Genomic DNA, 23351 nt, shown 5'->3' with positions numbered 1-23351 from the left:
CTATGGGGTTTTAGAGAGATTTCGTGAATAAAAAAGTATAATATCTTTAATAAATTCCTTATCAATGAGCAAGGTAAATTATATTAGTCGGTGTATCTTTTAACTAGTACTTGATTATATCTACTTTTTTACTTATGAAAATCCTCTAAAACGCTATACCTTCGAACTTTCGACAGTTGTGGGGTGTCATCCCTGCGAAGGCAGGGATCTAAAGAAATAGCATAGAAGGTATGTTATATAGTTTTAGATCCCAGCTTTCGCTGGGATGACATAATAGCGGTAAGGGTGACATCGTTTTTACTACTGATAATCTAGTGATACTACAACTGTAGTACTAATATCAACCTGAATTAGATGTAACAAGTTACATCTAATTCAGGTTATTACATCGATATTTGAGGTTAGATTTATTAGGCATTTTCTTTTCAAATATTCTCTTTCAACCAAATTAGAAACTTTTTAAACCAACTAGTATCGTTATTATCATTAATATCAAAATTATTTTTTTGTATTTTTAAAGATTGATTTTTTACCATACCTATAGAAGTGGAGTATATATGGGGATTATAATCTTCAGCAAAACCTGGTAAGACCTCTGGTTTACCAATTCGTACTTGTTTTTCAAAAATTTTGCTTGCCAGTTCTTTTACTCCTCGGAGCATTGCCCCGCCACCGGTAATAACAATGCGATAAGCGATCATATTGCCTGCAACAACTTTGTCATATTCTGCTTGAACCATCAATAATATTTCTTCTACTCTTGGATTAATGACAGATGCAAGATATTTTGAAGTAATTGTTGGTCTGCCGCTATCAGGAATCTCCATTTCAGAATCTTCTAAACTAATAACACTATCTTTATCAAAAGAAGATGGCTTAGCATTACCATAAAGAATTTTAAGTTTTTCTGCAACGTTAAGGCTTACCGAGAAGACTTTTGCTATGTCAGATGTAATATGAAAGCTACCTATATCTATGTAGCTTGTATATAGTAATTTACCTGAGACGAATACACCAAATGAGGTAGTTCTAGCACCCATATCAATTATAATAGAGCCAAGAGCTTTTTCATCCTCTGAAAGACAAGCAATTCCCGAAGCGTAAATTGCTAATATAATATTATTTATTTCAACATGACATTTTGCAAAACAATTGGTAATATTCATCAGCATATTAGAATTTGCTGTAATAATATGTAATTCACACCCTAATTCTTTGCCAAACATCCCAACTGGATCTTCAATAGCATTATTATCGTCAAGAATAAATTCTATAGGAAAATAATGAATAATTTCTTGCTCTTTAAGCTTGAACTCCAATAGGGCTTTTTTGATAAGTTTTTTGATATCTTGCTGTGAAATTGGCTGATTAGAAAGTTTTATTTTATTATTTATGTAATAAGACTTAGTGCCATAGCCTGTTAGTGATATAGTTATTTTTTTTATGTTTTTACCGCAATCTTTTTCTAATGCATAAATCGCCCCGACTATGCTATTTTCAGCCTCTTTTAAATCTAATATGACTCCTGATTTAATGCCTTTTGAGTAATACAGATTTTGGCTTATTATTTTTGCTTCCTCTCTTTTGTCAATATATGCCGCAATGCAAGCTATTTTACTACTACCAAGGTCAAGAGTAACAAAGTTAGACAATTTGGCTTTCATAATTTTTAATATCTTTCCATATACACTTTACTCGAATCTCGTAAATCTACAATTTTATAGTTCTGATTAAATAATATATTTTTCATATCCAATCCTGCAAGATAATCTAAAGCATGTTCAAAACCTAAGTCTGGCATTTTAACAGTAATACCTTGCTCTAGATTTAAATCCCAACGTCTTCCTCCATAACGTACAGAAGAGATAATTTTTTTAGCTAATTCAGGATGTTTAGCTAAATCCTGAATTAATTTGCTAGTATAAATATTAGCATCCGATCCCACAACATGCAAAAGATTAGAGAAACTACCTATATTATTGGTAATTTTATATCCTTCTTGATCAATAAGAAAAACTTGCCCGTTAATCTGCCAAATAGCAATGGGTATTCTCTCAATTAGTCTTATGTAAAGAGTATTAGGTAATCTTCTCTCAATAATTGAGACATTTTTAATCCAAGGATTGCGTCTCAAATTACTTTTTATTGAATCCAAATCTAGAGAAAGAATAGGTGTACCCTTATCGGCATTTAAAGTAGCCAATATATCTTCTTCCTGAGTATTATATTGCCCTTCTATTAAAACATTTTCAAGCCTAAAACCAATATCAGAAGTGAATTCGTAAATATATTGGGCAATTTCTTGTTTTACAGAACTAAAATAGTTGGTGAAGAAAAATAAAGAAAGAAAAACTACTAGGACAATTTTAATAAAAAATACCACCCTAACATACACCACTCCAATCTTTCGTCGCAGTGGTATATTAGCTTTTTTTTTCTTATTAAACATCTTATTCTTTTTCATGGGTCAACGCTTGCTGTTTCTAAAATTTTTTCAATTAGCGAGCAGAAATCTATTCCCTGTGAAGCAGCTATTTCTGGTATAATCGATAAAGGGGTCATACCAGGATGAGTGTTAATTTCTAGAGCAAAAAATTCATTTGTGCTTTCATCCAAAATAAACTCTGCTCTAATTGCACCCCGGCAATGCATGATTTTATATATTCTTTCAGACTCTTCTAGTAACTTATTAGACATATTCTGTGGTAATGGAGCTGGGCATAAATGCTGTGCTAACCCTTCTGTGTACTTAGTATCATAATCATAAAAACGCCGTTTTAGGAGTTTTATTTCCAATACCCCTAAGGCTTTACCGTTTAAAACGGCGACCTGCATTTCTCTCCCCTTAATATATTCCTCAATCATTACCTCACCATAAGGAAAAGCATAATCAGCAAAGTTAAAATCATCCTCAACAAATATCACCTCAACACCAATACTTGATCCTTGAGCAATAGGTTTTATAACATACGGTCTTGGCATAGGGTCGTTGTTAATATTATCAGATTTATTAACTACAATACTCTTGGCTATCTTAATATCATTAGCAACAAACCATGCTTTTGCATGTGTTTTACTAAATGCTAAAGAAGAAGCAAGAACACCACTGTGAGTATAAGGAATCCTTAGGATATTGAGTAATCCAGGCAAACAACCATCTTCACCATAAGTGCCATGTAAACAATTAAAAACTACATCAGGTTTTACCTGCAAAAGTACTGATGCAATGTCTACTCCCATATCGATAAAAGTAACTTTATAGCCGCTATCTACCAAAGCTTTGTTAACTCCCGAAGATGATACTAAAGAAACTTCTCGTTCAGCCGACATACCGCCACCTATTACCGCCACGTGCTTTTTCCCTTTATTACTCAATATGGTAACCTTAGAATTAGCAATAAAGCTAGTCTGATATTTATGCATATTTTCCTATTCGTTTAATCTCCCATTCTAGACTAATGCCACTATCTTCAAATACATTCTTTTTAACGAGATCACCTAAATCTTCTAAATCACGAGCAGAGCTATTACCATGGTTTATCATAAAATTACAATGTAGTTGCGACATAGAAGCCCCGCCAATTCTGTATCCCCTCATACCAGCCTTGTCAATTAGTTGCCATGCTTTATGATTTTTTGGATTAGCAAATGTACTGCCGCTCGTCCGTTCTTTAATAGGCTGGGTTGCTAGCCTATTTTTATTTATTTCATCCATTTTTGCTAGGATCATCTCTCGCTCCCCAATAGTTGCCTTAAAGATAGCCCTAGTTATAATCAAATCTTTTGGTAAATTATTACCACGATACTTAAAACCTATTTCCTCGTTAGGGATTAGGATAAAATTTCCTCTAGAGTCTATTGCTTCAATTGCTATGATGATATCTTTAAACTCTGAACCATACGCCCCAGCGTTCATAACCACTCCACCACCTATAGTACCCGGTATACCAACCAAAAACTCAAAACCAGTCATTGCATGCATCTGACAGAATTTAGCAAGGTTATAGTTAAGACAACTACTCCCTACTGATATCTGATTATCCGGCATTAATTCTATATTAGTAAAATTTTGACCAAGTTTTACTACAACTCCATCTATACCACCATCTCTAATGATAATATTTGATCCAGCCCCTAAAACAGTTATTGGTCTATGTTGTTGGTTTTGTGATACAAAATTTGCTAAGTCTTGTACATCTAATGGTTTAAAAAAAATCTCAGCTGGTCCACCAACTTTAAACCAAGTTAGATGACTTAAATTGTAATTATTTCTATATTCACCAACAGTCTTAGGTAATTCCATAATTATAAAATATCTCCCTTAATACCATAACTGTTGAAACTTACTGCACACCCTATATCTCAACGTCATTGCGAGCGTAAGCGAAGCAATCCAGGAAGACAATTATAAATAAATCGATGTTCCTAGATTGCTTCGTCGCTACTAAAGTAGCTCCTCGCAATGACGCTCTCGCGTAAATTGCTGATGCAAATTATTGGCCCAAGCAGAAATGCTCCCAGCACCCATCATTACTATTATATCATTTGGCATAGCTTCACTAATAATAATTTTAGCTATATCTTTATGATCCTCGATAAAGGCTGCCATTGGATGAGATTTAGTATTGTTGATTTCATCCACTATACTTTTTCCTGTTATACCATCTATTGGCTGTTCACCACCAGCATATATATCCGTGATATACACCTGGTCAGCATCAACAAAACAAGTCAAAAAATCATCAAACAAATATTTAACTCTTGTGTACCTATGTGGTTGGAAGATTGCTATAATCTTACTATTTTGCTTGTTAGCAATATTTCTTGCTGTAGCAAGTGTAGCTTTTACTTCCTCCGGATGGTGAGCATAATCATCAATTATTGTAGCACTGTTATATTCGGCTACCTTAGTGAATCTGCGTTTGATCCCTTTGAAACTATTAAATCCATTTTTAATGATTTTAATACCAAAATCAAGTTCTACAGCTATCGCTATAGCAGCAAGAGCATTAAGGATATTGTGTCTCCCTGGGGTAGGTAAGGTAATTCGCTCTATAATTGTTACACCATTTACGTTAGGTAGGTTAATTCGCACATCAAAAGTCGATGATGTAATATCAAAATTCAAATTAAAGGCTTGTATGTGAGCATCATTTGAATCTATACCATAAGTTATAATTTTACGTTCAAAGATGCTACTTACTAAATTTCTAACAACTTTATGATCAATACAAACAACTGCAAAGCCATAAAATGGTAAATTAGTTATAAAGCTCCTAAAAGCTTGAATTAAACTATCAAAATTATGGTAAAAATCTAGATGCTCAGGATCGATATTAGTTATTGCTGCAATTGTTGATGGCACGCGAATAAAAGTTGCATCAGACTCATCGGCTTCGGCTATCAGATAATTCCCAGACCCAAGATAGGCATTAGTAGATTTACTATTAACAATACCACCATTAATTAAAGTCGGACAAAGCCCAGCAGCTTCAAATAAACAAGCAACGAGTGATGTTGTAGTAGTCTTGCCATGCGAGCCAGAAATTGCTACAGAACATTTTAGCCTCATTAATTCAGCCAGCATTTCAGCCCGCCTAATTATTGGTATCTTTCTACGTAAGGCTTCCTGAATTTCAGGGTTATCTTTATTTATAGCTGATGATACCACTACATATGAAACATTAGTGACATTTTGACCTTGATGACCAAGGAAAACCTTAATACCATTAGTTTCTAGTCTTTTGGTATTATAATTTTCTGCTATATCAGAACCTTGTACTTTATATCCAAGGTTATGGAGTATTTCGGCAATACCACTCATACCGATTCCTCCGATACCTATAAAATGCATCGTATCAAGAGTTCCGTTTATTTTTTTTAGTTCTAATAAAAACATTTTATATAATAATAGTTATAGTTGTTTATCTCTTGCATAATCAGTTTTTAACCAAAGGTCAAGCTTTTAAGAAAAAATTTCGATTGATTTGAGTATACTCACTAACAATAATCACAAGCCTCTGTGACCGAACCTATTAGCTGATCTATTTCAGGTTTTATTTGTGATTCCCAAGTTTTAGCAAGTGTGCAATCCATAGGATCAATAAGCAATATTTTTGTTTTTGCTGTAAATTCGCGATCTGCTGCCATAATTTCATAAGTCGCTCTCATTTTATTAGAATAATGATCGTACTCATCTACAGTCATTTTTGCCTCCCAACTTTTACTATTACTACATTTAGCCATTATTTGTGCTCTACTAAAAGAATTAACACAAATAAATATTATATCAGGAAATTGTACGGTCTTATGGGTAGTTTGTACCTGATCTGTATAATGTCTTTTTAGCATCTCCCAACTAAATCCTTGATCTAGACAAACAGCACCTTGGTATCCCACTACTTCTGGAAACCCTCCTTTACAAAATATGTACTGATTATTTTCTAAAGCAGTACTAATTAGGTTATCATAGATATTACAGCTTGCACTTATATATAATGCTCCACTTACTGTATTGTTAATTTTATCTTTTTCTCTATCAAATTGAACAATTTTCTCTCCAAACTCAGTACTTTTTGGATCATCTACAATCGAGATAAGTTCTAGTGCAACCTTTCTTTCTTGTATAAGATAATCTACAGACATTTGTCTATATTCGTTTTTTCCAGCAAAACTCATACCACAAAACATTACATATTTATTCATAGTTATACCTCCCTATATTATTTTATTATAATAACATAAAATAAACTAAACACTAAGTACCTTAGATAAATTTTTACAATTAATAAAGTAATAATCTTTCTAATTAACCTCAAGTATTGATGTAATAAATTAATAGTAGGCTCAATATCATCACCATTAGGGGTGATGTCACCCCTGCGAAAGCAGGGAGCTAAAAATGCTCAACAGTATTTCGATCTACTTTTTTTAGATCCCTGCCTTCGCAGGGATGACACCTAGGCTATTAAACCGATGTCTTATACCATTTCCCATTATTAACTACGCTATTTAGTGCTACAGTTGTAGTACTAATGTCAAAACGATGTCATCCCAGCGAAAGCTGGGATCTATAATATCTAATAATCTTTTAGGCTATTTTTTTAGATTCCGCACCGAAGCAGGAATGACATAAACCCTCGCAGGGACACCCTAGGCTATTAAACCGATGTCTTATACCATTTCCCATTATTAACTACGCTATTTAGTGCTACAGTTGTAGTACTAATGTCAAAACGATGTCATCCCTGCGTAAGCAGGGATCTAATAATGTTTAATAATCTTTTAGGCTATTTTTTTAGATTCCGCACCGAAACGGGAATGACATCAAGGCTATCACCATTATATACCTACACTTAGTGCAGGTATATTATATGATATAATGCCTTATAACCTCAATTTCGGATTAAAATTTTTAATTTTAATTCAAAACTGAGGTTTATATTAACTACAAATATAAGGCATTAATATGTTTGGTCAGATTCTAGGTATACTCAATTAACCTGAAGAGTTGCAGAAATGGTTAACGGTAATAGTTTGGAAATTATCGTTTATTAAGGTACGTAACCTATCTTTATAATCACCGATGTTGCTAAAAAATTTGTTTATTGCTTCCGAAAATTGTTCAAAATTATGATAAAATTTATTATTAGTTGTAATACGGTGCATAAACTTCCATAATCTCTCAATTGGGTTCAGATTTGGACTATATGGTGGCAAAAATACTAGCTCTATTTTCGTATTTACTAGGTATTCCTTGACTTTCTTGGATTTGTGGTAACTAGCATTGTCACAGATTAAATATATTCTCTCCTTGTCACTATTCTCCTCTTCTAACTTTTGTAAAAAATTAACTATCTGCTCCCCATTTATTTTGGGGTTCTCTGTACTTACTAACTGCAAATCGGCTAGGTTAATAGCACCAATCATGTGCTTTCTTTTCCAGCCACTGAATGTTGGTAAGGTTTTATCTTGGTTCTTTCTTATCCAACCACACCTTGCCCTTGCTTGATACTGAGGATGAACACCATCCATAAAATATATAGCTTCCTTATCTCTGAGATTCCCTTTTAGCAAACTGTAGTTTAACTTAAATAATTCTTGCTTGTCAAAATCCAGCTTAGCCGGTACTATTTTCGGCTTCTTGTAAACAAATCCCAGTTTGTATAGTAATTTTGTTACTCCCGTTATCGTATATGTCACACCATATTTGTTCTCAATGTGATGCATAATATCTTTCGCATAAACATAATTATTTGCTTCTAGGTGAGTCACTAATTCTGTCTTCTCACCATCACTTAATTTGCTTGCACTACCCCCATTGTCGGTATTAAGCTTATTGGCTTTTTGATAATCAACAATATGTTTTCTTATCGCTTCGTGGCTCAAGAGTAGTACCTTAGCAATCTCTACATTACTATACCCATCGTCATACATCAAAACTGCCTTAATACGATCACGTATGCGTCCGTCTCGTTCTGTCTTATGACGTTCCTTCAACTTTTCTCTTTGTTCTTCTGTCAATACATTCTTACTCATAATGTCCTAAACTTTATAATATCTCTCCTATCTTTGCAACTCTTCATTTATGAGTAGTATATTAGAGCAATGGTAACAGGCAATTGGAGTGATGCTGAGCTGGAAAAAGAAGCATCAATGGCAGTTGCTAAAAAAATTAATCGAGAGCCTTCTAGCTTTTTTGTACCTCTTGATGTCAATTTAGAACAAATAGAGCAAAGAAGTTATGTAGGCAGAACGTTGGAAAAATTATCAAATGTTGCCGGTGGTTACCTAGTTAGTACCGATTATCTAAGCAGCAATTTTATTAGGCTTCTTTCGAAACTAGACAATGATGTAGAATGGTGTTATAAATATCTGATTTGAAGTAATAATATGAAATTCGATCAGATTAAAGAGTTAGAGGATGAAAAATTTCGTCGATTAACAGGAGTAAAGAAGGGAACATTCTCAAAGATGGTGGATATTTTGAGGCAAGCTGATGGTCTTAAGAAATCAAAAGGTGGGCGTAAAAATAAGCTCAATTTGGAGGAACAGTTGCTGATGGTCTTAGAATACCTTAGAGAATACCGTACTTATTTCCATATAGGTCAGAACTATGGGATTAGTGAAAGTTCAGCATATAAAGCTGTTAAATGGGTAGAAGACACCCTAGTTAAACACCCAAACTTTGCTCTTCCAGGTCGTAAAGCTCTAATGAAGAGTGATATGAATTATGAAGTAGTCTTGATTGATGCTACTGAGAGTCCTATAGAAAGACCCAAAAAAAACAAAAATTCTATTATTCAGGAAAGAAGAAAAGGCATACACTAAAAACTCAAATAGTGGTAGACAAGAAAACACACCAAGTAATATGTACAGATTTTTCTAACGGTAAAAAACATGACTTTAGATTATTTAAGGAATCCAAAATTCTTATCCATCCTAAGGTTAAAGCGATTACTGATACAGGATATCAAGGTATACTGCTCGTAAATGAAGAGTTGGTAGACGAAGATCAAAATCAACAAGTGCTAGGAGTGTCCAAGCCGAGGAGCACAGCGTACATTAGTACGTGAGCACCGCAGGTCTTGGACAACAACAACGCAATTGTTGATTTTCATCGAGTATATACAAAAAATTCACAATAATTCTGAATTACCAAAGAAAAAAAGCAAGAAAAATCCTTTAACTAAAAATGATAAAAAGAATAATCGTAGGTTAGCAGGAGAAAGAGTTCTAAATGAAAACGTTATTGGTATGCTAAAACGGTTCAAAATTATTGCTGACAAATATCGAAATAGACGTAAAAGATTTGGTCTTAGATTTAATTTGATCTCTGGCATTTATAATTTTGAACTACGTCAACCAGTTTCGAATGAGGTCTAATGTACTTGTTACTTATGCAGCAGATTGGTCAGAGTATCATCACACACAAGATGGATGGTATAATTTAGACAAATTATTTGCCTCAGAATATATAGATTTTGTAGGTATTGATGCTTACTTTCCTGTAACGAGAAGCATAAATTCAGGAATTTTACCAGAAGAAATCATGAAAGGCTGGCAATCAGGTGAAGGATATGATTACTTTATAGATGAAAATAATAGTCAACGTCAATTATCAGCAGAGTATGCTTGGAAAAATTTAAGATATTGGTGGGAAAATTATCATCGTAATCCTGATGGCATAATAACAGAATGGCAACCAAAAATGAAAAAAATTTGGTTTACGGAATTTGGCTTTCCTTCCATTGATAAAGCGACTAATCAGCCTAATATAGTAAAATACATTGAATTAGGTGACAAAGAACATAGAAATAGCTTCGAATAATTTACTAGTTTCTGTTATCTTATTTTTAATCCATTTTTTCATATTAGCCCAAAATTTTTCTATTGGATTTAAGTCTGGTGAATATGGGGGTAAAAAAATAACCTTACAACCTACTGATTCTATTAATTCTTTCGTCTTCTTTGATTTATGGAAACTAGCATTATCCAGTACTACAACCTGTCCTGCTTTTAATTCTTTAATTAAAAACTTCTCAACCCAATTATTAAATAGTTCTGTATTACAAGTTCCATTAAACACAAAAGGGGCTATCGGCTTATTATTTACCAAACCAGCTATGATATTAGTTCTTTGATACTGTTTACCACTTTTTTGTCCTAGCAACAATTCTCCTATCTTACCCCAACCTCTATCTTGGCAAATAGTCCTATCTATACCACTTTCATCAAGATATACTATTTGCTCTTTGTCATATTTACTGACCTTTTCTAAATATTCAGATCGTTTCTCTGCACTTGCTTCCAAATAGCTAAAGGTTTTTTTTTATAACTATAGCCTAACTTCTTTAATATTCTTCCAACTTGAGTGCCTGTAATCCCAAATTTCTTACCAATATCTTTTAGCGTAATATTTGAATTATTTTTGACAAAATCTTCTAATTGTTGCTTGTCAACTTTACTTTTAAATCCTAATCTTACTTTTGCTAATATTGTTCCTTCTTTTTTCTTCCTTACCTTCCAACGACTAATTGTATTCTCGTGTATATCAAATATCTTAGCAGCAGATCTTTGACTATTACCTTTTTCTATATAATTTATTACTTTTTCTCTTAAATCTTGACTATATGGGCTTGTTGACATTTTTTCTCTTATTTATATCATATAAACTCATCTAATTCAATGTGTTTCACTATATATTCTTTGATCCTTTATGTAGTGATGGTGGAGTACCTAGATATTCCACTGGTGAAGTTGATTTTTCTATTCAGCGTAAAGCTATTCGAAGTTTTATTGAATATTGGCAAACACAAGAATATATCGAACAAATGTTTTTATGGACTTGGGATGCTAGGCCTTACCCAGCTTGGCCGCATAGTAATATTTGGCGAGATGGTAACTTATGGGCAAAAGGGCATTGGGTTAATAATAAGTTTGGGGCTTGTAGTTTAGCGGCAATAATTCTCGAATTGTCTTATAAATGCGGTATTCCATTAAAGAACATCGATATATCAACTCTCGATGAAGCTGTAGAAGGGTTGGTATTAAATAAAGCTTTATCTTGTATTGATGTTATTAACCTTTTGCGGATTATATATTTCTTTGATATCATAGCTTATCAGGAACAAATTAAGTTCACCAAACGTGGATATTCTACCCCTAGTCATATTAGTCCCAAAATATTGGTTAAACTATCAAGCAATAGTTATTTAGAACAAATAGAAATTTCTAAAACTAGCATTATTAGTAAACTAGCACTAAGCTTTATCGACCGGTATGATGATTATAATAATAGCTTTTGCCAAATAAATAGTGAGAATTTTTCACATAGACCTATTCCTAACTTAAAACTACCTATTATACTATCTTATCTTGAAGCTGAAAGATTAGGTCAGTTAATCCTAAAAAATGCCGCTACTGAAACTAAAATTTTAAGATTTATCATGCCAGCAAATTTTATCAAATATCAACCGGGGGATTTTATCATATTATATTATCGGAATTATCAATATCAAATTAGAATTATCTCCTTGAGATTATTTCGCCTAACTGTTGAAATTCACGGAATTATTGATGAAGTTGAGAGTTATATATTCAAGTGAATAGCTGCTCTTCAAAGCATTCGGAGCATAGCTAACCCAAGAAAGTTTGAAACATAGTAATGGTGATAGCCTTGATGCATTCCCACGAAGGCATTGCCCGCGTGGATCACTAGTATGTCATTCCCGCTTCGGTGCGGAATCTAGAATGTCTAAAGCACCCTACCTGTCTATTTCTTTAGATTCCCGCCTACGCGGGAATGACATCGTTTTTGATCCTGTAAGTACCATTACTTACGTTGGCTTTTTGATCCACGCGGAAATGACATCTTCTCGGCTTCTTTTTATGACTTTTAAACTGTCTTGAATTACATAACTCAATAAAAACTTGATTATTGAGTATAAGTAGCAAAAATTTATTTGGAATCTATCCAAGATATATTCCCATCCCGACGGTAATAAACTACATTCATGCGATTAGTATGACTATTCTGAAACATTAAAGCAGGAAGGTTCTCAAGATCCATTTTCATCACTGCTCCACTTACTGATAGAGTTAATATTTCTACAGATTTTTCTGCTATAATTACAGGATTATCATATGCTGCCACATTATCTTCGTCTTCATGTTCATATTGATGGGGTGTTATAGTATATTTAACTGCTTTAGATGTTACTTCGGATATTTTAACTCTATCATGACGATCCTTGAGCTTAGATTTATACTTTCTAAGCTGCTTTTCAAGCCTAGAAAGAGCAATATCAAACGCTGAATATATGTCATCTGAAGTAGCGTTACCTTTCAATATCATATGTCTACCTGTGCCATCATTCACTACAATATCACAAACCAGTTGAAACCCTTGTTTAGAGAAATGCACGTTTGCACTAATTATTACATCACAAAAATACTTTTCTGACACCTGCATAGTACGGTTTCTTACGTAGTCTTGCAAAGAATTCCCAATAGAAATATGTTGACCTGATATTGATATTTGCATAAAATCCCCTTTAATTTAGTTAAGTCAAATATTATATGTAATAGAAAATATCTATCACACACCCAACTACCTATCTATACAACTAATGTATAATCATGTGAATTTCAAGCCATTATTTTGAAATTTTTATAATGGCTTGATAATTGCTTTAGATAGAATATAAGCTTATAACTCTTACTTCAAATTGTTTTTCAGTTAAAAAGCGATTCTTTGCCCGTAATTTTACCTAAATTGTAACATTTTATAGCTAACTTAAATAAGGTTATAATTTTGTTCTAAATAACGTTTTTTTTGTTTTTACTATCTACCGGGTTTTGTTGTGATGGCTTTCTAAGCCTAGATTTATCCTTATGTAGCTTTATAATTGCTTTGGTTACTCTTACTACAAAAGATGGCTCAATCCCACCTTCTAGACAAGTTTCTTTAAAAGATTCACTACCACCAAAAATCCATGATTTTGCTTCTTGTTCTAGCTTTTTTGCTGTGCGGAATTTTGATATATTGGTTGCGTCAATAATTGCCTGAGTAATATAGTAAAATACATTGAATTAGGTGACAAAGAACATAGAAATAGCTTCGAATAATTTACTAGTTTCTGTTATCTTATTTTTAATCCATTTTTTCATATTAGCCCAAAATTTTTCTATTGGATTTAAGTCTGGTAAATATGGGGGTAAAAAAATAACCTTACAACCTACTGATTCTATTAATTCTTTCGTCTTCTTTGATTTATGGAAACTAGCATTATCCAGTACTACAACCTGTCCTGCTTTTAATTCTTTAATTAAAAACTTCTCAACCCAATTATTAAATAGTTCTGTATTACAAGTTCCATTAAACACAAAAGGGGCTATCGGCTTATTATTTACCAAACCAGCTATGATATTAGTTCTTTGATACTGTTTACCACTTTTTTGTCCTAGCAACAATTCTCCTATCTTACCCCAACCTCTATCTTGGCAAATAGTCCTATCTATACCACTTTCATCAAGATATACTATTTGCTCTTTGTCATATTTACTGACCTTTTCTAAATATTCAGATCGTTTCTCTGCACTTGCTTCCAAATAGCTAAAGGTTTTTTTTTATAACTATAGCCTAACTTCTTTAATATTCTTCCAACTTGAGTGCCTGTAATCCCAAATTTCTTACCAATATCTTTTAGCGTAATATTTGAATTATTTTTGACAAAATCTTCTAATTGTTGCTTGTCAACTTTACTTTTAAATCCTAATCTTACTTTTGCTAATATTGTTCCTTCTTTTTTCTTCCTTACCTTCCAACGACTAATTGTATTCTCGTGTATATCAAATATCTTAGCAGCAGATCTTTGACTATTACCTTTTTCTATATAATTTATTACTTTTTCTCTTAAATCTTGACTATATGGGCTTGTTGACATTTTTTCTCTTATTTATATCATATAAACTCATCTAATTCAATGTGTTTCACTATAATAGCTTTACGTAAGATAACATCAGGTGAATTAGTGTATGATTTAAGACGTTCAAATGGGGATTGGAATTTAATAACATTATATATATTTACTTTGTTGACCATAAATTTATTACCATATATTGATTCTAATTAAGTTCTGCGTGCAGAACCTAAGAAGTATAATGATTTTTATGCGTGTACTAATAGTTTCAGGGTAAAAATGTATAAATATTTTAAACTATCTTAATAATTTAACCTGAATTCGATGTAACAAGTTAATATTACGCATACATGTCAACTATTGGTTTTGACTTTTAAATTACCCTATCACACTACAGGGCAATTTAAAAGTCACGCTTTAAAGTTGAAAAACTGAAACAATTTTAGGTAGATATGTGCTTACAAACGTCATTGCGAGGAGGTTGCTTGCTGCAACCGACGAAGCAATCCAGCAAAAATACGATAATTTTATTTTTTTGTTTCCTGGATTGCTTCGGCGGCGCTTCACGCCTTCTCGCAATGACGTTTGATGTTCTTAATAATTACTTATTTCAACTCTAGAGTGTGACTTTTAAATTGCCCTATCACACTAAGCCAATGCACACACTGTCAATAACATTCTAAAATGTCCGGGTTTTGTAACAAGGTAATTGTCCGTTTTATTGTGAATCTTTTTTTTAAATTCTTAAAAAATATTTTTTAAAATTTAGATGGTTGTGGTTGTGGAATTGTGGGAAACTTCGTTAGAAGTTATCCATAATTCCACAACCAGTTAAAGTTAGTGATTCACAATAACTAGCTCACTTTAGGCTGCAATATTGACGCTATCAGCCTTTTTGCTTAACTTCACAATTACCTTGCCACTTGCATCATATTTTGCTACTCTCCTAGCACCATGGAAAATAGCCAGTTCTCCATTGGTGTATTCATGTATCATTACTCTACATTTTACATAATGATACCTCTGGTCATTACTTGGGATTTGCAAGAGTTTTTTGTTATAGGAAACAGTATTATCTTTTGCTACTACTCTTTCCTCTTGAATCGATAATATATCTTGTAAATCCCTTCCAGTATAGGGGATAAACGCACTCTCCTTAAGCTCTGGGGTCACGCAAAACTGCTCATTATATTCTGGAACAAAAACTTCCTTAAGATAACAATTTGCCTCTCTAATCGTTCTAATACCAGCTACTCTGAATTCTTGTGGTAACCGCTTCTGAAGAGAGCCAAACATCCTCTCTGACCTACCTCTCGCCTCTGGGGAATAGGCATGGATAAGCTGAATGCCAAGTTGCTTGCACGCTCTTCCTACTTGTGTCGGGTTATTCTTATCTACCTTACCACCGGCTATTGCCGTGTAAGCATAATGGCTACCTCTATCCACATACAGAGAACTAAATAACCCTTTAGCTTCTATGACTTCTGTCAGGGCTATAAAACAACTTGCTGTTCCTTCTTCTTCTATTAAAAATGCTGAATATATTTCATTGCTAGCATCGTCCATTGTCACTATCAAATCCGGATGATACCCTAGTCCATAAATCCACTCATGTGTAGAACCATCCTGATGCAGCATCATGCCAACCATGGGCTTCCTAGGTCTTTTAAGACGATGGTGAGGTTTCTTATTAGTAAGTTTAGTTACTAATCCACATCCTTGCAGCGATATCCTAACAAAATTATAACTATGCTTAAATTTATGTTTCTTTACTAGCTGTTCATGAAAATGCTTAGATGTAAAATCATAGTATGTTTCTTCGTATAATTTTAGCATTTGCTCTACTTCATCTACTGCTACTTTGTTAGGTGGCATATGACCTATCCTTCTATCTAACAGACCAAAAAATCCACTTTCTTCATACCTCACTTTCTTTCGTCTAAATGTTCTCTCACTACATCCTAATAAATCTGCTGCAACTTCGTTGCTAATTTCTCCTCTATCGTATCTGTCGTATATTTCTTCAAATCGCATTTTTATAACCTCTTGTAATATGTTTGTCTTACTTGGCATAACCTCTCTCTTCTAATTGAGAGAGACTTATACTCTATTTACGGACAATTACCTTGTTACCAAATACGGTCATACACCTTGTTATCGACATAAGCCAATGCACACACTAGACTCATTGGTTATTTTGTGGTACAATGTAAATGTTTTGGTATACTCGAATGTGACTTCCGAATTGGATTTGAAAATGAAGGACGAGCGAACTAGGTGTACATGAGTACGCGAGTTCCTGATATTTTCAAAAAACAATTCGTAGGAGCAGAAGAGTATAAATAATCTATGGTTTTAAAGTATTATGTCTGTGTTACCTATTGTGACTGCTCCAGATTCAAGATTAAAACAAAAATCTTTGCCAGTAAGCATAATCGATGATAACATAAGAAAGTTGATGGATGATATGGTTGAAACTATGTATCACGATCATGGTGTGGGGTTAGCTGCCATTCAGATTGGAATAGCTAAGCGTATATTGGTAGTTGATTTGCAGAATAATGATGATACAGAAAGACCAGTTGGTTTTTATCCATTATTTGTCGCTGACCCGAAGATAATAGACAAATCTAAAGAATTAGTTGTGGCAGTAGAAGGATGTTTATCTTTACCGGAACAACGGGTCGAGGTAGCAAGGTCTGAGTCTATAACTATAAGATTCTTAGATTATAATAATAGCCAGCAAGAATTAAAAACTGATGGTTGGCTTGCTAGGGTTATTCAGCATGAGATGGATCATTTAGATGGTAGGCTACTAATTGATTATTTAAGTAATATGAAAAAGGACGTAGCATTACGTAAATTAAAAAAGCTAAAAAATAATATTTTGTGAAAGTAATTTTTATGGGTACGCCAGAATTTGCTGTACCTACTCTTAAGAGTTTAATTAATAGCAAAGATCACCAAGTAGTTGCTGTATTCACTCAAGCCCCAAAATCTAAAGGAAGGGGGCTAAATGAGGTAGCATCACCTATCCATAGTTTGGCATCAAAATATGATATTCCAACTTATACCCCTAAAACCTTGAAAACCGAAGAAATAACTAATTTAATTAATTCAATTGATGCGGATATAATAGTAGTAGTTGCTTATGGGTTTTTGATACCACAAATTATCCTACAAGCCAAGAAATATGGATGTCTTAATATTCATCCCTCAAGTTTACCACGTCATAGGGGAGCCGCTCCATTGCAGCATACTATTATAGAAGGAGACCCTGAAACTTCTGTATGCATAATGCAGATGGATGAGGGTTGGGATACTGGTGATATTATATTGCAGCATTCGTTTTCACTCTCTCCTAGAATAACCTTACCAATTTTGCATGACCAATGTGCAGAAATAGGGGCTGATTTATTGGTTAAAACTCTAGATAATATTGATAACTTACCAAGGATTGTCCAAGATAAAGATGGAGTAACTTATGCTCATAAACTCAAGAAAGAAGAAGGGAAGATAGATTGGTATGAGACTGCTTACAAAATAGATTGTAGAATTCGAGGTATGAATCCATGGCCTGGAACATATTTTGAATATAGAGGTAAAGTTATAAAGATCCTAGAAGCGTATTATAATGATTTGGATGTTAAATTGCCGCCTGGTACTGTAGTTAATAATAGTGTCTTAGAGATAGCTTGTGGTAAGGGTACTTTGATTATCAAAAAATTACAGCAAGAAGGAAGAAAAGCTTTAAACGTTGAAGAATTTATACGTGGGGTACAAATCCCCCTAGGTATACTTAAATGATCCTACGAATTGGATTTGAAAATGAATGGTGAGCGTGCTAGGTGTACATATAATCATATCTTTACCCACATCTTTTAAAAGTGGCATACTTATTAGGCTTTAAAAATACATCTTTGATATTAAAACCTGATATGTATAACCTCTTCAGAAAGATGTGGGTAAAGATATAACTCTTCATTTACGAGCAGTATATAGCTAAAACTCAATAAGTATTTTAAAGAGAACTAATGTGGTAAATTTTAAGATAATAATTTTGCTAGCCGTGTTATTGATGAAAGCAAGTATCGTTAATGCTTCTGGTTTTACCTATGAAAAGAGAACGAAAGGGAAGCATATTATTCATATCGTTACTATTAATCCTAAAGATTATATAACTGCAATTGTAAAAGCTAATGATGGGGCTATTGGTCGTGAGACTGTTCCGGCAATTGCCAAACGATCTCAGGCTACAATAGCAATTAATGGGGGATTTTTTGAAATTGGTGGTAATAAAGATGGCATGCCAAGTAAAACTTTAATTATTAATGGGCATCAATATAACATAATAGATGAAAAACAATCCATTATTATGGTAAATTCAGGAGTAATGTCCATTATGGTATTAAATCCTAAAAATTATCAAACAAGTGAAGTATCTATTCTTTCTGGTATCCCATTGTTAATTGATAATAACAAAATTCCACAATTCCTTAATGATAAAAATAGTGATAATTTTATGTAAAACCTAATGCACGCACGGCTATAGGAATAAAAGCTAATAATACTATTGTTGTGGTGATAGCAGAGCATAATTATTCTAGGGATATACTTGACATTACTATAGGAGAGGTACAATCTCTTATGAAAAAAAAGGGATCGGTATTTGCTAATAAATATCATCATCAAAACTATGGATCTCTCACTTTTGATCAATTGAAAAAAGTTCTTAAAGAAGAATTCTCATCAGATGATGGGATACAAGGGCTAACTATTTTAGAGCTTGCAACATTAATGAAAAATCTTGGTTGTCAACATGCTATTAATTTAGATGGTGGTGGTTCTTCTACTTTATGGATTAATGGTAAGGTAGTAAATTTAACTATTGGGGATAAAGATGAAAAAGAAGGAGTACAAACAGTACGCCCAGTTTCTGATGTTATCATTTTTAAAAAGAAATGATATATCGTTTTAATTTATTAATTATACTTATTAAGTTTTACCGGTTCTTTATCTCCCCCTTACTTGGAGATAATTGTCATTTTTATCCATCATGTTCAGAGTCATATCTTTACCCACATCTTTTTGAAGAGGTTATACATATCAGGTTTTAATATCAAAGATGTATTTTAAAGCCTAATAAGTATGCCACTTTTAAAAGATGTGGGTAAAGATAACACTAGTACATGAGTACCGCAGGTCTTGGACAACGACAACACAATTGTTGATTTTCATCGAGTATATGTACGCTCCGGTGTTCGACACTCGTACCATAGTACCCTACATTTTTTATATAACCACTATTAAAATGGCTGCTGATCGTCATTGCGAGGAGTCGCTGAAAGCGGCGACGCGGCAATCTAGGATACGCGAAGCGTACTAGAAAAAACAGCTTCGCTGTTTATACTACTCATAAATGAAGAGTTGCAAAGATAGGAGAGATATTATAAAGTTTAGGACATTATGAGTAAGAATGTATTGACAGAAGAACAAAGAGAAAAGTTGAAGGAACGTCATAAGACAGAACGAGACGGACGCATACGTGATCGTATTAAGGCAGTTTTGATGTATGACGATGGGTATAGTAATGTAGAGATTGCTAAGGTACTACTCTTGAGCCACGAAGCGATAAGAAAACATATTGTTGATTATCAAAAAGCCAATAAGCTTAATACCGACAATGGGGGTAGTGCAAGCAAATTAAGTGATGGTGAGAAGACAGAATTAGTGACTCACCTAGAAGCAAATAATTATGTTTATGCGAAAGATATTATGCATCACATTGAGAACAAATATGGTGTGACATATACGATAACGGGAGTAACAAAATTACTATACAAACTGGGATTTGTTTACAAGAAGCCGAAAATAGTACCGGCTAAGCTGGATTTTGACAAGCAAGAATTATTTAAGTTAAACTACAGTTTGCTAAAAGGGAATCTCAGAGATAAGGAAGCTATATATTTTATGGATGGTGTTCATCCTCAGTATCAAGCAAGGGCAAGGTGTGGTTGGATAAGAAAGAACCAAGATAAAACCTTACCAACATTCAGTGGCTGGAAAAGAAAGCACATGATTGGTGCTATTAACCTAGCCGATTTGCAGTTAGTAAGTACAGAGAACCCCAAAATAAATGGGGAGCAGATAGTTAATTTTTTACAAAAGTTAGAAGAGGAGAATAGTGACAAGGAGAGAATATATTTAATCTGTGACAATGCTAGTTACCACAAATCCAAGAAAGTCAAGGAATACCTAGTAAATACGAAAATAGAGCTAGTATTTTTGCCACCATATAGTCCAAATCTGAACCCAATTGAGAGATTATGGAAGTTTATGCACCGTATTACAACTAATAATAAATTTTATCATAATTTTGAACAATTTTCGGAAGCAATAAACAAATTTTTTAGCAACATCGGTGATTATAAAGATAGGTTACGTACCTTAATAAACGATAATTTCCAAACTATTACCGTTAACCATTTCTGCAACTCTTCAGGTTAATTGAGTATACCTGGATCGCCACGGCATCTTTAGATGCCTCGCGATGACGATTATAGAAAAATGTAGGGTACTATGCACTCGTACTCCTAGTGCTAATTTAGTTTTGGGAATTGGTATAACTCTGACCACTCATCTTCATCAATAATTTTAATTCCAAGCTCCTTAGCTTTTCTGAGTTTACTACCGGCATCAGCACCAGCTACCACTAAAGCAGTAGCAGACGAAACACTACTACTTACTTTAGCTCCTAACTTCTCTGCCTGAGATTTTGCTTCTGCTCTTGAAAGAGTTAGTAGAGAACCGGTAAATACCACAACTTTGCCAGTTAATGCGGTTTTAAGGGCTTGATCACTATAGTCTTGAATTTCTAAAATTTTACTTAGCTGATGAATAATTTGTAGATTTTCTTTAATATCAAAGAAGTCGATAATATCCACCAAAATCTTATCTCCTATTCCTTCTAGATCATTTAACCTTTGGTACATAGGCTGATCACCTTTTAATAAAGATTCCATAGCTTCTATAAAATTACCATAATTCTGAAATTCTCGAGCAAGTAATTTGGCATTTTGTTCGCCAATATGCCTAATTCCTAAGGAATAAATGAATCTGTTTAAGGAAACATTTTTGGCTTTGTCGATATTTGCGAATAAGTTTTCTACAGACCTTCGCCCCCATCCTATCATATTTTCAAGCTTGACTAAGCTTTTTTCATTATTATTTTGCAAATAAAAAATATCCACTGGATTTTTTATTAAAGACTCTTTCAGTAGAAACTCTATTTGCTTTTTTCCTAAACCGTCTATATCTAAAGCATTTTTAGAGGTAAAATGACAAATTCTTTCATAATTCTGAGCAGGGCAATTTAACCCATTATCACAACGAATTATTATTGTCTCTTGATTATAATGTAAATTAGAACCACAAGACGGGCAAAGTTTTGGCATATCGATTTTTTGTGATTCACTAGAACGCCGAGTAAAATCTACGGCAGTAATTTGAGGTATGACATCACCTGCCCTCTGCAAAAACACATAATCATTAATCCTTATATCTTTTCTTATGATTTCCTGATAATTATGTAATGTAGCTCTTGATACCCTAACTCCCCCTATAGAAAGCGGCTCTAACTCAGCAACAGGCGTTAATACACCTGTCCTACCTACTTGTAGAGTAATATTAATTAGTTTAGTTTGACCAACTATTGCAGGGAATTTATGAGCAATAGCAAATCTTGGACTTCTTGCAATAAACCCCATCCTTTGTTGCAGAGCAAAATCATTTAACTTATACACAACGCCATCAATTTCATAAGGCAATTGATCTCTAGATGAATTCAAATATTCATAGAAAGATTTCAGATCATCTTCAGAATAAGCTAATTTTCCTATATTATTAATAATAAATCCTAAATCTTTCAGTTTATGTAATAAAGCATCTTGAGAATCAGCTATTTTGCTACTACTACTTCCTACGGCATAAACAAAATATTGTAGTGGTCTACTTGCTGTAATGTTTGGATCTAACTGCCTTAATGATCCGGCAGCAGCATTACGTGGATTTGCAAACTTATCTTTCCCAGATAATTCCTGTGCTTGATTTAATAATAGGAAATCATTTTTATTAATATAGACCTCACCTCGTGCTTCCAAAATTTCGGGGCTTGATACTATTGAATGAGGGAAATACTTGATAGTCTTAATATTTTCAGTTATATCTTCTCCAATAAAACCATCACCTCTTGTCGCAGCAGTGGTGAGTATACCATTCTTATAGGTAGCAGAAAAAGATAGACCATCTATTTTAGGTTCACAAAAGATAGGTTGAAAACTATCAAGACGTAAGAAATTCTTTATTCTATTTATAAATTCTGATACATCCTCATTATCAAATGCATTACTAAGAGAAAACATTGGATTTATATGTTTTACTTTAGAAAATTTCTCTGCAGCTAGGCTACCGATTTGTTTAGTTGGACTATTTGCCAGCACAAGATGAGGAAATTTTTTTTCAAGTTCAAGATTTAAATTAAATAATTGATCATATTCAGCATCAGAAATCAGAGGAGTATCTTCTTGGTGATATGCTTTATTATATTTTTCTATCTCACTTGCCAGTTGTTTTAGTAAGTTTTCTACCTCTAATTCAGAAAGATGTTCAATATTGGTTGGAATATTTTGCATATTAATCGTAAAAGTTTGAAGATTAGATTTAATTTAATAGCCCGATGTCATTCTCAGCAACGACGGGAATCCAAAAAATAACCTGCAAAGGCTATTACTCGATAATCAATTTTTTTCTAAGGCATACAATTCAGGGTAATTTAAAAGCCATAATTAATAGTTGTTATAGATATAAATTCAACCACCATCGATGTCATTCCCGCTTCGGTCAGGAATCTACCGTCTTGCTAGTCAAGAA

At 33.4% G+C, this 23351-nt stretch carries 24 protein-coding genes and 2 pseudogenes; 11 read left to right on the top strand and 15 right to left on the bottom strand.

Annotation, left to right across the window (positions count from 1 at the left end; genetic code table 11):
- Positions 1-425: 425 nt before the first annotated feature.
- From ftsA to AAGD29_RS10085, 7 genes are all read right to left on the bottom strand, one after another.
- The gene (ftsA, locus tag AAGD29_RS10115) at positions 426-1664 is read right to left on the bottom strand and encodes a cell division protein FtsA (RefSeq protein ID WP_341758031.1); all 1239 of its coding nucleotides are present in this window, start codon (positions 1662-1664) and stop codon (positions 426-428) included.
- A 5-nt stretch (positions 1665-1669) separates the two neighbouring features.
- A complete protein-coding gene (locus tag AAGD29_RS10110; protein ID WP_341758030.1) occupies positions 1670-2464 on the bottom strand; it encodes a cell division protein FtsQ/DivIB in 795 nt (264 codons plus the stop codon).
- A complete protein-coding gene (locus tag AAGD29_RS10105) occupies positions 2461-3423 on the bottom strand; it encodes a D-alanine--D-alanine ligase (protein WP_341758029.1) in 963 nt (320 codons plus the stop codon). The genes AAGD29_RS10110 and AAGD29_RS10105 overlap by 4 nt, the downstream gene beginning before the upstream one ends.
- Complete coding sequence (murB, locus tag AAGD29_RS10100) at positions 3416-4303, bottom strand: UDP-N-acetylmuramate dehydrogenase (RefSeq protein ID WP_410521156.1); 888 nt, start codon at positions 4301-4303, stop codon at positions 3416-3418. Before murB ends, AAGD29_RS10105 begins: the two co-directional genes overlap by 8 nt.
- Positions 4304-4444: 141 nt before the next feature.
- Positions 4445-5899 carry a UDP-N-acetylmuramate--L-alanine ligase gene (gene murC / locus AAGD29_RS10095; protein WP_341758028.1) on the bottom strand — a complete coding sequence of 485 codons (1455 nt, stop codon included), beginning with the start codon at positions 5897-5899 and terminating at the stop codon, positions 4445-4447.
- A gap of 101 nt (positions 5900-6000) precedes the next feature.
- Positions 6001-6705: a hypothetical protein gene (locus AAGD29_RS10090; protein WP_341758027.1), complete on the bottom strand. Its 705-nt coding sequence runs from the start codon at positions 6703-6705 to the stop codon at positions 6001-6003.
- A gap of 792 nt (positions 6706-7497) precedes the next feature.
- Positions 7498-8538, bottom strand: coding sequence for an IS630 family transposase (locus tag AAGD29_RS10085; RefSeq protein WP_341757344.1), 1041 nt, complete (start codon positions 8536-8538; stop codon positions 7498-7500).
- Positions 8539-8607: 69 nt separating this feature from the next.
- Between AAGD29_RS10085 and AAGD29_RS10080 the strand changes: the two genes are divergently transcribed.
- The 3 genes and pseudogenes from AAGD29_RS10080 (at position 8608) to AAGD29_RS10065 (ending at position 10330) form a co-directional block, all read left to right on the top strand.
- A complete protein-coding gene (locus AAGD29_RS10080) occupies positions 8608-8883 on the top strand; it encodes a hypothetical protein (protein WP_341757973.1) in 276 nt (91 codons plus the stop codon).
- A gap of 9 nt (positions 8884-8892) precedes the next feature.
- A pseudogene (locus tag AAGD29_RS10425) lies at positions 8893-9885 on the top strand (IS5 family transposase).
- Positions 9875-10330, top strand: a complete 456-nt coding sequence (locus AAGD29_RS10065; RefSeq protein ID WP_341758026.1) for a glycoside hydrolase TIM-barrel-like domain-containing protein — start codon at positions 9875-9877, stop codon at positions 10328-10330. Before AAGD29_RS10425 ends, AAGD29_RS10065 begins: the two are co-directional and overlap by 11 nt.
- On the opposite strand, the gene AAGD29_RS10060 is transcribed toward AAGD29_RS10065, so the two are convergent.
- Positions 10295-10813 (bottom strand): IS630 family transposase, encoded by a 519-nt coding sequence (locus AAGD29_RS10060; protein ID WP_341757328.1) that lies wholly within the window; start codon positions 10811-10813, stop codon positions 10295-10297. The two genes, AAGD29_RS10065 and AAGD29_RS10060, sit on opposite strands and share 36 nt — an antisense overlap.
- On the bottom strand, positions 10777-11148 hold the full coding sequence (locus AAGD29_RS10055) for an IS630 transposase-related protein (protein ID WP_341757990.1): 372 nt from the start codon (positions 11146-11148) through the stop codon (positions 10777-10779). The genes AAGD29_RS10060 and AAGD29_RS10055 overlap by 37 nt, the downstream gene beginning before the upstream one ends.
- A 41-nt stretch (positions 11149-11189) precedes the next feature.
- Here AAGD29_RS10055 and AAGD29_RS10050 point away from each other — a divergent pair, with 41 nt between their 5' ends.
- Positions 11190-12107 carry a phage tail protein gene (locus AAGD29_RS10050; RefSeq protein ID WP_341758025.1) on the top strand — a complete coding sequence of 306 codons (918 nt, stop codon included), beginning with the start codon at positions 11190-11192 and terminating at the stop codon, positions 12105-12107.
- Positions 12108-12460: 353 nt separating this feature from the next.
- On the opposite strand, the gene hpf is transcribed toward AAGD29_RS10050, so the two are convergent.
- Positions 12461-13045, bottom strand: coding sequence for a ribosome hibernation-promoting factor, HPF/YfiA family (gene hpf, locus AAGD29_RS10045; RefSeq protein WP_341758024.1), 585 nt, complete (start codon positions 13043-13045; stop codon positions 12461-12463).
- Between the two features lie 291 nt (positions 13046-13336).
- On the opposite strand from hpf, the gene AAGD29_RS10040 reads away from it, so the two are divergent.
- The gene (locus tag AAGD29_RS10040; RefSeq protein WP_341758023.1) at positions 13337-13570 is read left to right on the top strand and encodes a hypothetical protein; all 234 of its coding nucleotides are present in this window, start codon (positions 13337-13339) and stop codon (positions 13568-13570) included.
- 23 nt (positions 13571-13593) lie between these two features.
- Here the strand turns inward: AAGD29_RS10040 and AAGD29_RS10035 are convergent, their stop codons facing one another.
- The 4 genes from AAGD29_RS10035 to AAGD29_RS10020 all read right to left on the bottom strand — a co-directional run bounded on the left by AAGD29_RS10035 (position 13594) and on the right by AAGD29_RS10020 (position 16496).
- Positions 13594-14112, bottom strand: coding sequence for an IS630 family transposase (locus AAGD29_RS10035; RefSeq protein ID WP_341758022.1), 519 nt, complete (start codon positions 14110-14112; stop codon positions 13594-13596).
- Positions 14076-14447 (bottom strand): IS630 transposase-related protein, encoded by a 372-nt coding sequence (locus AAGD29_RS10030; protein ID WP_341757990.1) that lies wholly within the window; start codon positions 14445-14447, stop codon positions 14076-14078. The genes AAGD29_RS10035 and AAGD29_RS10030 overlap by 37 nt, the downstream gene beginning before the upstream one ends.
- A gap of 17 nt (positions 14448-14464) precedes the next feature.
- Positions 14465-14605 carry a hypothetical protein gene (locus AAGD29_RS10025; RefSeq protein ID WP_341758021.1) on the bottom strand — a complete coding sequence of 47 codons (141 nt, stop codon included), beginning with the start codon at positions 14603-14605 and terminating at the stop codon, positions 14465-14467.
- Between the two features lie 682 nt (positions 14606-15287).
- Positions 15288-16496, bottom strand: coding sequence for an ISNCY family transposase (locus tag AAGD29_RS10020; RefSeq protein WP_341757410.1), 1209 nt, complete (start codon positions 16494-16496; stop codon positions 15288-15290).
- Positions 16497-16788: 292 nt separating this feature from the next.
- Here AAGD29_RS10020 and def point away from each other — a divergent pair, with 292 nt between their 5' ends.
- The 6 genes and pseudogenes from def to AAGD29_RS09995 all read left to right on the top strand — a co-directional run bounded on the left by def (position 16789) and on the right by AAGD29_RS09995 (position 20930).
- Positions 16789-17316: a peptide deformylase gene (gene def, locus AAGD29_RS10015; RefSeq protein WP_341758020.1), complete on the top strand. Its 528-nt coding sequence runs from the start codon at positions 16789-16791 to the stop codon at positions 17314-17316.
- The gene (fmt, locus tag AAGD29_RS10010) at positions 17313-18230 is read left to right on the top strand and encodes a methionyl-tRNA formyltransferase (protein ID WP_341758019.1); all 918 of its coding nucleotides are present in this window, start codon (positions 17313-17315) and stop codon (positions 18228-18230) included. The genes def and fmt overlap by 4 nt, the downstream gene beginning before the upstream one ends.
- Positions 18231-18501: 271 nt before the next feature.
- On the top strand, positions 18502-18951 hold the full coding sequence (locus AAGD29_RS10005) for a hypothetical protein (protein ID WP_341758018.1): 450 nt from the start codon (positions 18502-18504) through the stop codon (positions 18949-18951).
- Between the two features lie 17 nt (positions 18952-18968).
- A pseudogene (locus AAGD29_RS10000) lies at positions 18969-19388 on the top strand (phosphodiester glycosidase family protein); the annotation flags it as partial.
- A complete protein-coding gene (locus AAGD29_RS10420; RefSeq protein ID WP_410521155.1) occupies positions 19385-19540 on the top strand; it encodes a membrane protein insertion efficiency factor YidD in 156 nt (51 codons plus the stop codon). The pseudogene AAGD29_RS10000 and the gene AAGD29_RS10420, both read left to right, overlap by 4 nt.
- Before the next feature lie 349 nt (positions 19541-19889).
- On the top strand, positions 19890-20930 hold the full coding sequence (locus AAGD29_RS09995) for an IS630 family transposase (protein WP_341757344.1): 1041 nt from the start codon (positions 19890-19892) through the stop codon (positions 20928-20930).
- Positions 20931-21022: 92 nt separating this feature from the next.
- Here AAGD29_RS09995 and ligA read toward each other — a convergent pair whose 3' ends face one another.
- Positions 21023-23113, bottom strand: a complete 2091-nt coding sequence (gene ligA / locus AAGD29_RS09990; protein ID WP_341758016.1) for an NAD-dependent DNA ligase LigA — start codon at positions 23111-23113, stop codon at positions 21023-21025.
- Between the last annotated feature and the right edge of the window lie 238 nt (positions 23114-23351).

The organism is Candidatus Tisiphia endosymbiont of Ditula angustiorana, assembly GCF_964026425.1.
Classification (GTDB): domain Bacteria; phylum Pseudomonadota; class Alphaproteobacteria; order Rickettsiales; family Rickettsiaceae; genus Tisiphia.
This window is presented reverse-complemented; position numbering and strand designations above follow the sequence as displayed.